At 61.5% G+C, this 15,086-nt stretch carries 9 protein-coding genes and 1 pseudogene; 4 read left to right on the top strand and 6 right to left on the bottom strand.

All coding sequences use genetic code 11. From position 1 onward, the window contains the following. Position 1 precedes the first annotated feature (1 nt). The 6 genes and pseudogenes from PMI01S_RS07060 to PMI01S_RS07035 form a co-directional block, all read right to left on the bottom strand. A complete protein-coding gene (locus PMI01S_RS07060; protein ID WP_084318733.1) occupies positions 2-2,719 on the bottom strand; it encodes a nitrate reductase in 2,718 nt (905 codons plus the stop codon). Between the two features lie 20 nt (positions 2,720-2,739). After that, positions 2,740-3,939, bottom strand: a pseudogene (locus tag PMI01S_RS07055) (NAD(P)/FAD-dependent oxidoreductase); the annotation flags it as partial. A gap of 377 nt (positions 3,940-4,316) precedes the next feature. Beyond that, complete coding sequence (locus PMI01S_RS07050; protein WP_084318729.1) at positions 4,317-5,987, bottom strand: bifunctional protein-serine/threonine kinase/phosphatase; 1,671 nt, start codon at positions 5,985-5,987, stop codon at positions 4,317-4,319. Between the two features lie 7 nt (positions 5,988-5,994). After that, positions 5,995-7,206, bottom strand: coding sequence for a nitrate/nitrite transporter (locus tag PMI01S_RS07045; RefSeq protein ID WP_084318727.1), 1,212 nt, complete (start codon positions 7,204-7,206; stop codon positions 5,995-5,997). Positions 7,207-7,489: 283 nt separating this feature from the next. Further along, positions 7,490-8,065 (bottom strand): ANTAR domain-containing response regulator, encoded by a 576-nt coding sequence (locus tag PMI01S_RS07040; RefSeq protein ID WP_084318725.1) that lies wholly within the window; start codon positions 8,063-8,065, stop codon positions 7,490-7,492. A gap of 15 nt (positions 8,066-8,080) precedes the next feature. Beyond that, entirely contained in the window at positions 8,081-9,292 is a 1,212-nt protein-coding gene (locus PMI01S_RS07035; protein WP_084318723.1) for a CmpA/NrtA family ABC transporter substrate-binding protein, read from the bottom strand. A 228-nt stretch (positions 9,293-9,520) separates the two neighbouring features. On the opposite strand from PMI01S_RS07035, the gene PMI01S_RS07030 reads away from it, so the two are divergent. Genes PMI01S_RS07030 through PMI01S_RS07015 form a run of 4 tightly spaced genes read left to right on the top strand, consistent with a single transcriptional unit; the run spans position 9,521 to position 15,086 of the window. After that, positions 9,521-10,249 carry a helix-turn-helix domain-containing protein gene (locus PMI01S_RS07030; RefSeq protein ID WP_084318721.1) on the top strand — a complete coding sequence of 243 codons (729 nt, stop codon included), beginning with the start codon at positions 9,521-9,523 and terminating at the stop codon, positions 10,247-10,249. Between the two features lie 4 nt (positions 10,250-10,253). After that, a complete protein-coding gene (sctC, locus tag PMI01S_RS07025; RefSeq protein ID WP_084318719.1) occupies positions 10,254-11,909 on the top strand; it encodes a type III secretion system outer membrane ring subunit SctC in 1,656 nt (551 codons plus the stop codon). Beyond that, the gene (gene sctW, locus PMI01S_RS07020; protein ID WP_084318717.1) at positions 11,906-13,012 is read left to right on the top strand and encodes a type III secretion system gatekeeper subunit SctW; all 1,107 of its coding nucleotides are present in this window, start codon (positions 11,906-11,908) and stop codon (positions 13,010-13,012) included. The genes sctC and sctW overlap by 4 nt, the downstream gene beginning before the upstream one ends. Before the next feature lie 22 nt (positions 13,013-13,034). Further along, on the top strand, positions 13,035-15,086 hold the full coding sequence (locus tag PMI01S_RS07015; protein WP_084318715.1) for an EscV/YscV/HrcV family type III secretion system export apparatus protein: 2,052 nt from the start codon (positions 13,035-13,037) through the stop codon (positions 15,084-15,086).

The raw sequence follows: 15,086 nt of genomic DNA, 5'->3' as shown, positions 1-15,086 counted from the left end.
CTCACGAGATGACGGCGATCGGCTGCGCGGTGGCAGCCAACAAACGCTTGATTTCCGGGACGCAGGAGCCGCATTGCGTACCGCAACCCAATTCTTGTTTCAAACCTTGCAAGTCCAGTCCTCGGCGAATGCCGGCACAGACTGCGTTCTGGCTGACGTTTTTGCAGTTGCACAGGGTCCGGGTGCCGGCGGTCGGCGCGCTGGCGTTACCTGGCGGCGCGCTCAGCGGTGCGAGCAGCCAGCGTCGCAGTTGCTGGTCGACGCGACCTTCGTGCCAAAGATCCTGCAGCCAGTGCTGCGCGAGGGTTTCGCCGGCGAGACGAATCGCGGTAATTCGGCCGTTCTCGATCCGCACCCGTTTACCGATGGAGCGTTGAGGGTCGTCATAGGCCAGTACTGGCCCGTCGTTGAGCTTCAGGCAGCGGTCGATGTCACGCAGCAATTGCGGATCTGGCGCGGCGGCGCTGGAAGCGCGTATGAGCAGCGCAGGGCGTTCACGGCCTGCGAGGCTGAGACTGACGTAGGAAAACGCCTCACAGAGTGGTCGTAGCGTCTCAAAATGCTGTTGGATATCACCCTCGACCAAGACGAAAAGGTTCCAGGGCAGGTTTACCGGGTCAAGTCTTACGCCGGTGTGTTTGAGTTCAGGCTGTTTCGACAACAGATCAAACGCCGGTTGGGTGATCGAATTGACACCCCCCTTCAGGAAGCGATCACCCCAGTGCATGGGCAGGAAGGCCTGGCCGGGGCGCACACTGTCATCGCTGCCGACGGCAACAATGACCGCGCCGCGACGGCTTTTCAGGCTGACCAGCTCACCCGGTTGCAGGCCATGGCGGTGCAGTTCATCCGGGTGCAGGCTCAACACGGCTTCGCTCACATGACCGAACAACTGCGCGGCCGTGCCAGTGCGGCTCATGCCGTGCCACTGATCCCGCAGGCGGCCGGTAATCAGGGTCAGCGGGAACTGCCCATCGCGTTGTTCTCTGGCGGCGCGATACGGATCGGCGATGAACCGGGCGCGTCCGTTGGCGGTCGGGAAAACGCCGTCCACATACAGACGGGCCGTACCTTCGCTGGCGCCTGCAGGAAAGGGCCATTGCTGCGGACCGAGATGGTCGATCAGCTCATGGCTGATGCCGGACAGGTCCAGATCTCGGCCAAGAGTCAATTGCTTGTACTCATCGAAGATCTGCGCCGCAGCTTCGAACGCAAACAGGCTGTCCTGCCCGGGACGCAGATGTTTTTCCAGACGCTGTGCGAAATCCACCGTGATCGCCCAGTCTGAGCGTGCTTCTCCGGGGGCGACAATCGCACGGCGGACGTGGGAAATCCGCCGTTCGGAGTTGGTGACCGTACCGTCCTTTTCACCCCAACTGGCGGCAGGCAACAGCAGGTCGGCGAACGCGGCGGTTTCGGTGGTGCGAAAGGCTTCCTGCAACACCACGAACGGGCAGGCTTCCAGGGCTGCGCGCACGGCGGTCTGGTCCGGCATGGATTGCGCGGGATTGGTGCAGGCAATCCACAGAGCTTTGATGGTTCCGCTACGAACCTGCTCAAACAGCTCGATAGCGGTGAGCCCGGTGGTTTCAGGTAACTGGTCTACGCCCCAGTAGGTTGCCACTTCTGCTCGGTGTTCGGCGTTGGCCGCTTCGCGATGGCCCGGCAGCAAGTTCGACAGGCTGCCGGTTTCGCGACCACCCATGGCATTCGGCTGACCGGTCAGGGAGAAAGGTCCTGCACCCGGACGGCCAATCTGCCCGGTGGCGAGGTGAAGGTTGATCAGCGCGCTGTTTTTCGCACTGCCCGCGGTGGACTGGTTCAAGCCCATGCACCACAACGACAGGAAACTCGGCGAGGTGCCCACCCACTCGGCACATTCTTGCAGTTGTTCAACGCTGATCCCGCACAGCTGCGAAACCATCGGCGGGGTGTAGTCGCGAACCAGGTCTTTCAGTTCGGCGAGCCCTTCGGTGTGGCCCTGGATGAAGTCGCGGTCGATCCAGTCTTCCCACAGCAACAGGTACAAAATCCCATGGAACAACGCGACATCGGTGCCCGGAAGAATCGCCAGATGCAGGTCAGCCAGGTCGCAGGTGTCGGTGCGACGTGGGTCGATGACGATGACTTTCATCTGTGGCCGGCGGGATTTTGCCTCTTCCAGGCGACGAAACAGTACCGGGTGGGCGTAGGCCATGTTGCTGCCGACGATCATCACGCAGTCGCTCGATTCCAGGTCTTCGTAGCTGCATGGCGGTGCATCGGCACCGAGGCTGCGCTTGTAGCCGACCACTGCCGATGACATGCACAACCGTGAATTGCTGTCGATGTTGTTGGTGCCGACCAGCGCTCGCGCCAGTTTGTTGAAACTGTAGTAATCCTCGGTCAGCAGTTGCCCGGAGATGTAGAACGCCACGCTGTCCGGGCCGTGTTCGGCAATGGTTTTGGCGAAGACACTGGCGGCGTGATCGAGGGCCGTGTCCCAATCGGTGCGGCTGCGGGCCAGGCCTTTGCCGAGGCGCAGTTCCGGATACAGCGCTCGGGCCGCGAGGTCACCGGTCAGGTGCAGGGTCGAGCCCTTGCTGCACAGTTTGCCAAAGTTGGCCGGGTGGGTCGGATCGCCGCTGACGCCGAGGATGTGCTCGCCGTCATGCTCGATCAGCACGCCGCAGCCAACCCCGCAATAGCAGCAAGTGGAGGCGGTGATCTGGCGGTTCATCAGCTGGCTTCCTTCAGGGTTTCACCAAACATCAGGTGATCGCGGCGCTCAGCGATGTCCTGGTTCTCACGAATCTGCCGGACATACCAACCGCCATCTGCCGTGTCGCCGTACAGACAGGCGCCCACCAGCACGTCATTTTTAATCACCAGTTTTTTGTAGATCCCGCTGATGGGATCGCAGAGGGTGATGGTTTCGGTGCCTTCACCGCCCATGAAGTCGCCGGCGGAAAACAGGTCGATGCCGGTGACTTTCAGTTTGGTCGAGGTCACCGACCCCTTGTAGGTGGCGAACCCCAGCCGGGCCAGATGGTTGGCGCAGACTCTGGCCTGTTCGAACAGTGGCGCGACCAGGCCATAGGCGATGCCACGGTGGCTGGCGCATTCGCCGATGGCGTAGACCCGTGGGTCGTAGGTTTGCATCGTGTCACTGACCAGAATCCCGCGGTTGCAGGGGAGGCCGGACTTTTCCGCCAGCTCGGTCGCGGGGCGAATGCCGGCGGCCATTACCACCAGGTCGGCGGGAATGATGTCGCCATTGTGGAACTCAACCGAGCCGACCCGGCCATTGCCGGCATCGTGCAGGGCCCGGGTTTGCTCGCGAAGGCGGAACTTCAGGCCACGGGCCTCAAGCGCGGTTTGCAGCATTTGGCCGCTGACGTTGTCCAGTTGTCGCTCCAGCAACCACTCTCCGTTGTGCACCACGGTGACCTGCATGCCGCGCAGCATCAGGCCGTTGGCCGCCTCCAGCCCCAGCAGACCGCCGCCGATGACCACGGCATGCTCGTGGGTTTTGGCGGTGTTGATCATCGCCTGAGTATCGGCGATGTCGCGGTAGCCGATCACACCGCGCAGGGTGTTGCCGGGGATCGGCAGGATAAACGGGGTCGAGCCCGTGGCGATCAGCAGGCGGTCGTACTCGGCTTCGGTGCCATCTTCGGCGATGACCCGGCGTTTGACCCGGTCGATCTCCACCACTTTGCGGTTGAGCAGCAACTTGATGTTGTTGTCCAGGTACCAGTCCAGATCGTTGAGCACGATCTCTTCGAAGGTTTGTTCGCCGGCCAGTACGGGCGACAGCAGAATGCGGTTGTAGTTGGTATGGGGTTCGGCGCCGAAGACGGTGATGTCGTACAGCTCGTTGCTCAGCTTGAGCAACTCTTCCAGGGTCCGAACCCCGGCCATGCCATTGCCGATCATCACCAGTTTGAGTTTTTTCATCAGGTTCTCCGGGGGGCTCGGCACACATTTCGCGCAAACAAAAAAAGGCGTCCCGCTAGTTGCCTAGCGAGGACGCCTTTGTCCTGGTCCCGTTATTTCGGGAAGCGCATCCTTCGTCGTTGAAGGCTGGGCTTTATGTAAGTTGAGAGAGGTAATGCAGCGGTTGTGCCAAGTTGTCCGGTGGCCGGTTTATGGGCCCTGAGCACTTTATCAACCGTTGCGCTTGCACCGAATCGAAGCGTGGTGCCCGTTAATGGAGCGGGCTGGCGGTGGATTTGTGTTGGCTGTCATTGCGTCTTCGCGAGCGAGCCCGCTCCCACATTTGGAATGTGTTCCCCCTGTGGGAGCGGGCTTGCTCGCGAAGGACGCGACTCGGTTCAGCCGTGAAACACCAAAACCAACAGCACCAGATTCACCAGCAACGAGCCCAGCGCCAACGTCCGCCAGACCTTCACCGGCTCGCGCTCCAGCAAAGGCTTTGGTCGCACACTCAAACTGCGTCGCTCGCCCTGTTCCAGTACCAGCAACCATTCTTCCGCCGTTTCATATCGCTCATCCGGATTCGCCGCCACCGCGCGCTCCAGACTTAGCGCGATCCATTCGGGCAGGTCGGGCCGGTAGCGACTGGCACTGACCGGTGCACCAAACCGCGGTCGCTGGAATGCTTCGATTTCGCCGTAGGGATAATGCCCTGTGAGCAGGAAATACAAGGTCACGCCGACCGCATACAAATCCTGTTGCACGGAAGGCGGGTCGCCGCGAAAGGCTTCCGGCGCGATATAGCTGGGGGTCCCGGGCAGGGCCGAGGCCTGATCTTCAGACAGACCGGGGCAGTAGGCGAGGCCGAAGTCCAGCAGGCGCAGCTCGCCGTCGTCCCCCAGCAGCAGGTTTTCCGGTTTGATGTCGCGATGGAGAATCTGCCGTCGATGCAACATGCCGACCGCCCGCAGCAAACGTTCCGCCAAGTCCTGCCACTGAGCCATCGGCAGCATTGCGTTTCGCTCACTCAGTTGCGCCAGGGTAGCGCCGGAGTATTCACGCATCACGTAGTACAAATGCTGACGCTGAAGAGCGGCATGGACTTCAGGAAAATGCCGACCGGCTACACGCTTGAGAAACCATTCTTCCGACAGCAACGCTTGCCCGGCCAGGTGATCGTCGCGCAGTGCACCGGGCAAGGTTTTCAGCAACCAGGGCTGTTGCTGAGCGTCGCGCACCCGATAAAGCAGCGATTGCTGACTCTGGCCGAGTATTCCTTCGACCTGCCAGCCCTCAAAGTTCTGCCCCGGTTTCAGCGGCGGCGGCAATGGCCATTGCTGCAGATGAATCAGGGCATCGCCGATGTTCGTTTCTCCGAGGGCGTCGACCCGCACTAATAGCGCGCTGGCATTGTCCTGGCTGCCCGCCAGATGCGCTGCACTCACCAGGGTTTGTGCCGCGCTGCGCAGATCCGGTTGATCGCGCAGGATCGCCGCAATGGCGGTGTCACCCAACACGGCCCAGATGCCATCGCTGAGCAGTACGAAACTTTCATCGAGGCGCAACTCGCCATCGAGAAAATCCAGTACCAGATGTTGATCGAGGCCCAGCGCCCGTTTGAGCACATGTTGCATGCCAGGCTGGTCCCAGACGTGGTCTTCGCTGATCCGCTGCAATTGATCGGCGTGCCAGCGATAAACCCTGCAGTCACCGACATGCGCCAGGGTAAAACGCCTGCCGCGCATGACCAAGGCACTGACAGTGGTCAGCAGCGGTTGCCCACCGCCATTGGCCTGCAACCAGCGATTCTGTGCCAGCAGCAAACGATCCAGTGCCTGGGCGACGCCCCAGGTTTCCGGGGTGGCGTAGTAGTCCAGCGCCAGCGCCTGCAAAGTCGAACGGGCGGCGAGCCCGCCATCGGCGCACTGGCTGACGCCGTCGGCAATGGCGAACAGATAACCCTTGCTCGCCGCCAGCGCCGGCGCGGGAGTGACCAGGCGCAGGGCGTCCTGATTCTCCTCGCGTGGACCCGTGGCGCTGGCTTCGGCGAAACTCAGTTGCAGGCTCATTCAGCCCTCACACCCGTGCCGCGGTGACGGCTGCCGAGCCCCAGGTGGTTCTCCAGCGACGTTTCACGCCGTGCAGACCGAACCAGGCGAGGACGCCGAGGCTGGCGAACAACCACAGGGCCAGTTGATAGCTGCCGGTGCTTTGCTTGATCGCGCCCATGCCTGCGGCGAGGGCGAAACCACCGATGCCACCGGCCATGCCGATCAAACCGGTCATCACGCCGATTTCACGACGGAAACGTTGCGGGACCAATTGGAACACCGCGCCGTTACCCGCACCCAGACCAAGCATGGTGCACACAAAAAGTGCCAGCGCCGCGTAGGAACTCGGCAAGTTGAAACCCACCGCCGCGATGCAGATCGCCGCCACCGTGTACATCGCCAGCAACGTGCGAATCCCGCCAAATCGGTCGGCCAGTGCACCGCCCAACGGGCGCATCAGACTGCCGCCAAACACGCAGGCTGCGGTGTAGTAACCGGCGGTGACCGGGCTCAGGCCATATTGGTCGTTGAAGTAGCCGGGCAGGGCGCTGGCCAGGCCGATGAAGCCGCCGAAGGTCACGCAGTAGAAAAACATGAACCACCAGCTGTCGCGGTCGCCCAGGGCCTTGAAGTAGTCGGACATCGATTTGGCTTTCGGCCGTTCAGGTGCGTTTTTGGCCAGCCAGGCGAAGACAATGATGGTCAGGATCAGCGGGATCAGGGCGAAGCCGAACACGTTGCTCCAGCCAAACGCGGCGGCCAGCACCGGGGCGATCAGGGCCGCAAGCACGGTGCCCGAGTTACCGGCACCGGCGATGCCCATGGCCTTGCCTTGATGCTGCGGCGGATACCACTGCGAAGCCAGCGGCAGCGCCACGGCGAAAGACGCGCCGGCCATGCCGAGGAACAGGCCCAGCAGCAGCGCCTGTTCGTAACTGTGAATGCCGAGTTTCCAGGCGCCGAACAGGGCGCAGATGACGATCACCTGGCCGATCAGCCCGGCGGTTTTCGGCGACAGGCGATCTGCAAGCATGCCCATGATGAAGCGCAATATGGCACCGGCCAGAATCGGCGTAGCCACCACCATGCCGCGTTGTTGCGTGGTCAGGTGCAGGTCGGCGGCGATTTGCACCGCCAAAGGGCCGAGCAGGTACCAGACCATGAAGCTCAGGTCGAAATAGAGGAAGGCCGCGAACAGTGTCGGGGTATGGCCGGATTTCCAGAAGCTTGAATTCATTGCACACCTCAGCTGTGAGTCGTCTCGAGAAGGAGTCATGAGCTTGCAGGTGGGGCGCCGCAACGGCCGCACCACCGGCCCCGGGCTGTGGGGCCAAAACAAAAAAACGCCGCCACCGGATTCGCCATGGGCAAATGAGGTGAGCGACGTCTTTGTCGTAGGTGGGGCAACCGCCGTTGGTTACCTGTGTGGATTACTTAGCGAGATCTGTGCCAACAATTTGAGACCGGGTCGCTGCCCTTCGCGAGCAAGTCGAAGGGGCCATCAAAGGAGCCACGAAGTCTCAGCCCAGCAGCTCACTCATCGCAATAATCTGCTCGGCCACCTGAATCAGCTTCTGCTGGCGGCTCATGGCCTGGCGGCGCATGAGGGTGTAGGCCTCTTCCTCGTTGCAGTCTTTCATCTTCATCAGCAACCCTTTGGCCAGTTCGATGCGCTTGCGCTCGGCCAGTTGCAGGTCGCGGGCGTGCAGTTGGGCGCGCAGGGCCTGGTCGCTTTCGAAGCGTGCCATGGCCACGTCGAGAATCGGCTGCAAGCGTTGTGCATGAATGCCTTCGACGATGTAGGCGCTGACCCCGGACTTGATCGCCTGGCGCATCACGTCGGGGTCGTGTTCGTCGGTAAACATCACGATCGGCCGCGGCTGGTCGCGGGACACCAGCACCACTTGCTCCATCACATCGCGGCTCGGTGACTCGGTATCGATCAATATCACGTCCGGACGCACCGTTTCGACGCGTGCGGGCAGGTCGATGGTCAGGCCGGATTCGTCGATCACTTCGAATCCGGCTTCGGTCAGGGCCGCTTTCAGCCGGCCGACTTTCTTCGCGGTGTCGTTGATCAGCAGGATACGCAACATGTTCGCAGTCTCCTGTCAGCGGCTGGCGAGTAGGGGCGAGCTGTCGCTCATGGCGTGCAGCTTGAAACTGCGGGCATAACCGGCCGGGTCGCAACCGTCCCAGATTTTGCCGTCGATCAACTGGCTGCTGCGCATTTCATGGCTCGACGAGGCAACACCGACGGCGGTCGCCGCCTCTCGATACAAGTCTAGCTGCTGGACCTGACGAGCCACCGCAAGGTAGTCCGGGTCGTCGCGCAACAAGCCCCAGCGACGGAACTGGGTCATGAACCACATGCCATCGGACAGATAAGGCAGGTTAACGTCGCCGCCTGCGTGGAAGCGCAATGCGTGCGGGTCTTGCCAGCGATTGCCGAGGCCGTCGTCGTACTCGCCAAGCAGGCGTGGCTTGATGCAATCGAGCGGTGCATCGAGGTAATCCGCGGCGCTTAACAGCTGCGCGGTACTGCAGCGATTCTCGACGCTTTCTTCGATGAAGCGGCTGGCTTCCAGAATCGCCATCACCAGCGCCCGGGCGGTGTTGGGGTATTGCTCGACGAACGCGCGGGTGCAACCGAGGACTTTTTCCGGGTGGTCGGGCCAGATGGTCTGGCTCGTCGCCATTGTGAAGCCGAGATTCTGTTTCACGGCGCTGGCGGACCAGGGCTCACCGACGCAGAACCCGTCGATACGGCCCGCTTGCAGGTGCGCGATCATTTGCGGTGGCGGCACCACCACGCTGTCGACGTCGTGCAACGGATGAATGCCCTGGCTCGCCAGCCAGTAATACAGCCACATGGCGTGGGTGCCGGTCGGAAATGTCTGGGCAAAGGTGAGTTTTGGGCGAGTTTGGTGCACGTGGCGGTCCAGTGCTTCAGGACCGGTCACGCCCAGCGCCTGCAAGCCATGGGAAAGGTTGATGCTCTGGCCGTTCTGGTTCAGGCCCATGAGCACCGCCATGTCGGTGGGCGCGACGCCGCCGATGCCCAGGTGCACGGCGTAAATCAGGCCGTAAAGGCTGTGGGCGGCATCGAGTTCGCCGCTGACCAGTTTGTCCCGCAGGTTGGCCCAGGAGGACTGGCGCTTGAGGTTAAGGGTCAGGCCGTAAGGCTGGGCAAAACCCTGCGTGGCCGCGACCACCACCGAGGCGCAGTCGCTCAGGGCCATGAAACCGAGGTTGATTTCAGTCTTTTCCGGGGCATCGCTGCCATTGACCCAGGCCAATGGGCCGGCTGTGGTTTCATTCATGGCTAAACACCTTCCAAAAAAAAGCGCCGTACCTGGCTGCTTGCCAGGGCAAGGCCAGGTGACGACGCCTTTGTCTTTCGACTCATCCCGCCGTTGGAATGAGTGCTGATGTCAATGAGGGTGCAAGGCATATGCCATCCCGGGTTTCATCAGCTTTCCATCAGGACTTCCCGCGCCCGCTCTTTCATCCTGCCGACCCTTCATCGTCAGGCTGCAAAGGAGGTTGGCGTGCAAACCGAATCACTTCGTGCCACCACATTCCCGGATGCTCGTTCCGGCGAGCGCATGTTGCATCTGCGTGTCAGCGAATCGACCGACCTGCTGGGGTCGACGCAGTGCCATCGGTTGCCCGGCGGCTGGGAAGGGCTGGTCGCGGTCAGCGAGACTCTGCAAATGCGCGGCGGCTGTGTGCAAGTGCTGCCGCTGTCCGAAACCCTGCTGGTGAAATTGCAGGTCTTTATCGACTTGAGTGATGCGTTGACGGGCCAGCGACCACGCCATGCTCCGTGGGCGATGTTGCCGGTGACGTACGAGACCGTTCGGTCGGAGGGCGCACTGGAACGCTGGTACATCGCGCAGGCCATGGGTGGCGGTTCGGCTTTTCAGGCTTTCGCCGGCGTGCTGCGTCATACCGAGAGCTACGGGCTTGTGCGATTCCTGCTGGAGCAGGGCACCCGCAGTGAAAAACTGAGTGACCTGGCGCAACGCTATGGTGTTTCCGTGTCGCACTTTCGTCGATTGTGCCGACAGGCGCTGGGCAGTGCCGCCAAGCCTGCGTTGCGCGGCTGGCGCACGGCTCAGGCGCTGTTGAACATGAGTCTGCGGGACTGCTCGCTGACAGAGGTCGCGCTGGAATTCGGTTTTGCCTCTTCTTCGCATTTCTCCAAGGAGATCCGCGAACTGGTGGGGTTCACGCCCAGCAGCCTCGCCGACATTACCTACCTTCCAGGCAAGTGAACCGATGAAACGCCGATCGTTGCCCTTATCCCTTTTGCCCGTCTGCCTGACTACGGTGTTGCTGCTCGCACCCTTTGCCGCACCGGCCGCTACCTATGATTTCGAGGCCCGTGAACAAAGCGCGCGCACTTTTTTCAGTGAGCTGTCCGGATCGTTGGGCAAGCCGGTCATCGTCAGCAAGGCCGCTGCGGCCAAGCGGATTTCCGGTACGTTCGACCTGCTCGCGCCGCAACGCACCTTTGAGCGAGTCAGCGCGCAAATGGGGCTTATCTGGTACAGCGATGGTCAGGCGATTTATCTGTATGACGCCCCGGAACTCAAAAGCTCGATGGTATCGCTGCAGACCCTGACCGTGGCGAAGCTTCAGGCATTCCTGGAACGTTCCGGGTTGCACGATCGGCGTTATCCGTTGCGTCACGATGGTTTGCGTACGTTCCATGTGTCCGGCCCGCCGATGTATGTCGATCTGGTCACGCAAGCGGCCGGGTTGATGGATAACCAGCGCTCGGAACTGTTGCTGGGCAAGCAGCAGATCGGCGTTATCCAGGTGCGAAACACCTTTGTGAGCGACCGTAAATACGAGTTGCGTGATGACAAGGTGACGATTCCCGGGCTGGCCACCGTGATTGAGGCCTTGCTGCGTGGCGAAAAAAATGGCGTCGAGTCTGCGGTGGCGCAAGTCCCGGCACAACGACCGCCAGGCTTGATGCCGGCGTTTCCACTGGAAGGCCTGGCGACCGGGCCTTCGGGTCAGGACCCCTCCGCGCCGCGAATTATTGCCCGCGACACGGCCGCCGGGAACATTCGGGTCGTGGCCTATCCCGACACCAACAGCCTGCTGGTCAAGGGGTTGCCCGAGCAGGTGCGCTTTATCGAGAACCTGGTCAGCGCGCTGGACACGCCCAAACGTCACGTGGAGTTGTCGTTGTGGATCATTGATCTGCACAAGGATGAACTCAATCAGTTGGGCGTCAATTGGCAAGGCGTCGTAAATTCGGGCGGAAAATTCAGCGCCTCGCTCAACGCTGGCTCCGCGACCACGCTTGACGGTGCGTCGTTCGTCACCCAGGTCATGGCGCTGGAGCGCACGAGTCGGGCGAATGTGGTGTCGCGACCGGTGATCCTGACCCAGGAAAATGTGCCGGCTATTTTCGACAATAACCGCACCTTTTATGCGCCGCTGGTGGGCGAGCGCAGTGTTGATTTGCAGCATGTGACCTACGGCACGCTGGTGAGCGTATTGCCGCGTTTCGCCCAGGCGGACGAGATTGAAATGTCGCTCAATATCGAAGACGGCAACGAAATCGAGAACCCGGGCCAGGGCGAGCGACCGAGCGCTCTGCCGACGGTCGGCCGCACCCGGATCAGCACCGTAGCGCGAGTGCCGCCGGGCAAGAGCCTGTTGGTGGGCGGTTTTACCCGCGATGACCACAGCGAACAGATCGGCCGGATTCCGGTGCTGGGGTCGATTCCTTGGGTCGGTCGGCTGTTCAGTTATCGACAGAACCGCTCGGCCAATACCGTGCGGGTGTTCCTGATTCAACCCAAGGAAATTCGCGACACGCTCGAGCCGAACGCCGTTGAACCGGCTCCACAGTTGCTGACCCCGGAACAGCACGAACGGTTGCGCCGTTCCTATTTTCGGGCGGCCATAAAATGATCCTGCCGGCGATTTCCACCGGCGGGCGAGCGGCCCAGGCGCGGCTGAATGCCGAGAAGGCCGCAGAGCATCCGCAGTCACAGGCAACGGTGGACACTGATCTCGACGAAAGCGGCACGGCTGCCGTTATGCAGCGTTTCGTGCAGATCAGCGATGAAATGTCGGCGGCATTGGCGCAGTTTCGTGGCCGGCGGCATTTCGAACTGAAGTCCGACACCTTGACCGACAACTTCGAAAGGGTGCTGGACGACGACACCGTGCCCAAGGTGCGGCAGATCCTCAGCCTGGCGCGGCTCGCCGACAAACCCGTCAGCTGGTTGCTGCAAATGGCGCGCAAGCTGTTTGCCGATGACAGCGACCTGGCGTTGGTGCTGCGAGAACTGTTGCGCCGTAAAAAGCTCGAGAAAAGCACCCGTCAGCGGCTCGAAACGCTGTTGCAGACGGTGGTCGCCCAAGCGTCCCCCAAACGCATGAACGCCGGCATCAATGCCGCGCTCAAGGCCAGAATGTTCGGTAAGAGCATGGCCGTGCGCGCCGCGCTGTTGCGCGAAACGTACCGGGATTTTCTCGAGTCCGATGAAGGGCCGGTCAGCTGTTATCAGGACTGGATTGCCCTGTACGGCCCACCGCAACGCACGAATGTGCTGGCCTTCATCGAAGCGGCGCTGCTCACCGATATCAGCGCCCAGGATCCAAGTTGCTCGCGCACAGAGTTTGGCCAACTGCTGGTCCGGCTGAATGACCTCAAGCGCCTGCGTTCAGCCGACGGCCTGTTCATCGGCGGCCTGCTGCGCGATGAACTGATCCGTCAGCACAACCCCGATGAATCCGACTGGCTGTTGTTCCTGTTCGGCCTGTTGACCTGGCCCGATGAGCTCGACCAGTTGTTGCTCGGCGTGCTCGGTGAGCGCGTGCTGTTGAGCCTGCACCGTGAGCGCTCGACGCTGCTGCAGACGGTGCGCCGGTTCAGCCTGCAACTGCCGTTGCAACTGTTTGCCGACGAAGAGGCGCCGCTGCGCCTGGCGCAACAGTTTTCGCTGCTGGCCGACGTTGCCTACGCCCACGAATGTATCGAACAGCGTCGTCCCGGCGGTTGCTCATGACTTTTCCCCGGAGCTGACTGCCATGCTCAATGTGTTTTTGCGCAACGTCGGCGCTCGCCCGGAGCTGCTGATCCTGACCCTCATGGTGATGATCATCGCCATGCTGATCATTCCGCTGCCGACGGTGCTGGTGGATTTTCTCATCGGCCTGAACATTGTCATTTCGCTGTTGGTGTTCATGGGGTCGTTCTACATCGAACGCATCCTCAGCTTCTCGACGTTTCCGGCGTTGCTGCTGCTGACCACGCTGTTTCGCCTGGCGCTGTCGATCAGTACCAGCCGCTTGATCCTGAGCCAGGCCGATGCGGGTGAGATCATCGCGTCCTTCGGTGAGTTCGTGATCGGCGAAAGCCTGGTGGTGGGTTTCGTGATCTTTTCGATTGTCACCATTGTTCAGTTCATCGTGATCACCAAAGGCTCGGAGCGGGTCGCCGAAGTCGCGGCGCGCTTCTCGCTGGACGGCATGCCCGGCAAGCAGATGAGCATCGACGGCGACCTCAAGGCAGGCGCCATCACGGCCGAAGAAGCCAAGGAAAAACGCAGCGTGCTGGAGCGTGAAAGCCAGTTGTATGGCTCCTTCGACGGCGCGATGAAGTTCATCAAGGGCGATGCGATCGCCGGCATCATCATTATTTTCGTCAACTTCATCGGCGGCATGGCCATCGGTGTCGGGCAAATGGGCATGGACATGTCCACAGCCTTGTCGACCTACACATTGCTGACCATCGGCGATGGCCTGGTCGCACAGATTCCAGCGCTGCTGATCGCCATCGGCGCCGGCTTCATCGTGACCCGGGTCAACGGCGACGACAGCAACCTGGGGCGCAACATGCTGGCCCAGATGCTCGGCAATCCATTCGTGATGGGGGTCACTGCGCTGCTGGCGGTGGGGGTCGGTCTGCTCCCCGGTTTCCCGTTGATGACGTTTCTGCCCATCGCCGCGATGCTGGCGCTGGTGGTGTTTACCCGGCATCGAAAGGCCTCCAGGTTAACCGGCGACGGTGAAAACCGTGCTGCCGCCACGGAGCAAGACGCGCTGCAAACCGGGGCGGGATTGCTCGATGACGTCGATAACATCGCCACCGAAACCATCGCCCTGATGCTGCTGGTGCCCACGTCGCAACTGGGTGCGCTGAGCAAAGCCCGTTGGGCGGCGCGCTTTCGCAGCCAGTTTTTCGTCGACTACGGCTTGCGGATACCCGAACCGCAGGTACGCGCCAGCGAGGCGTTGCCGGCTCATCAAGTGGCGGTGCTGATCAATGAAGTGCGTGCCGAGCAGTTCGATATCCATTTCGATCACTGGCGCCTGCTCGACTATTCGCCAGACCTTGAACCTTTGGGTTTTGCCCTGGTGCGCGGCAACGACAGCAATCGCCTGGGCGGCGTCTGGGTCAACGCCGTAGACAAGGAGCGAGTGCAACAGTTGGGCTATCAACTGCGCCCCGCGGACGAGGAGTGCTACCGCTGCCTGGTCACGTTGCTGGCGCGCAATATCCAGGAGTTTTTCGGTGTGCAGGAGACCAAGCAACTGCTCGACGAAATGGAAGCGAAATACCCCGATCTGCTCAAGGAAGTGTATCGCCACGTCACGGTGCAGAAGATCGCCGAGGTGTTGCAGCGCCTGATCGGCGAACGCATTTCCGTGCGCAACATGAAGCTGATCCTGGAGTCGCTGGCCCATTGGGCGTCGCGGGAAAAGGACGTGCTGGCGCTGGTCGAGCACGTTCGCGGAGCAATGGCGCGCTACATCAGCAACAAATTCGCCCACGGCAATGACTTGCGCGTCCTGCTGTTGTCGCCGGAATTCGAAGAGGTGGTACGCCGGGGCATCCGGCAAACCTCGGGCGGCAGTTTCATCAACCTGGAGCCGGCAGAGTCGGAAGAGCTGATGGACCGCCTGAGTGTCGGCCTGGACAGCCTGCACATTGCGCACAAAGACATGGTGTTGCTGTGTTCGGTCGATGTGCGGCGCTACATCAAGAAACTGATCGAGGGGCGATTCCGGGAGCTGGACGTGATGTCGTTCGGCGAAATCTCCGAGACCATCTCGGTCAATGTCATCAAGACCCTCTGA

This window comes from Pseudomonas migulae NBRC 103157 (assembly GCF_002091715.1).
In the GTDB taxonomy this organism is placed as follows: Bacteria; Pseudomonadota; Gammaproteobacteria; order Pseudomonadales; family Pseudomonadaceae; genus Aquipseudomonas; species Aquipseudomonas migulae_A.
Note: the sequence above shows the minus strand (reverse complement) of the source record. Positions and strands in the feature narration are given on the sequence as shown.

Coding starts and splice junctions, on each gene's coding strand:
- PMI01S_RS07050 (WP_084318729.1), bottom strand. CDS start 5,987: ATGAGCCTGCAACTGAGTTTCGCCGAAGCCAGCGCCACGGGTCCACGC.
- PMI01S_RS07060 (WP_084318733.1), bottom strand. CDS start 2,719: ATGAACCGCCAGATCACCGCCTCCACTTGCTGCTATTGCGGGGTTGGC.
- PMI01S_RS07040 (WP_084318725.1), bottom strand. CDS start 8,065: ATGTTGCGTATCCTGCTGATCAACGACACCGCGAAGAAAGTCGGCCGG.
- sctW (WP_084318717.1), top strand. CDS start 11,906: ATGATCCTGCCGGCGATTTCCACCGGCGGGCGAGCGGCCCAGGCGCGG.
- PMI01S_RS07015 (WP_084318715.1), top strand. CDS start 13,035: ATGCTCAATGTGTTTTTGCGCAACGTCGGCGCTCGCCCGGAGCTGCTG.
- sctC (WP_084318719.1), top strand. CDS start 10,254: ATGAAACGCCGATCGTTGCCCTTATCCCTTTTGCCCGTCTGCCTGACT.
- PMI01S_RS07045 (WP_084318727.1), bottom strand. CDS start 7,206: ATGAATTCAAGCTTCTGGAAATCCGGCCATACCCCGACACTGTTCGCG.
- PMI01S_RS07035 (WP_084318723.1), bottom strand. CDS start 9,292: ATGAATGAAACCACAGCCGGCCCATTGGCCTGGGTCAATGGCAGCGAT.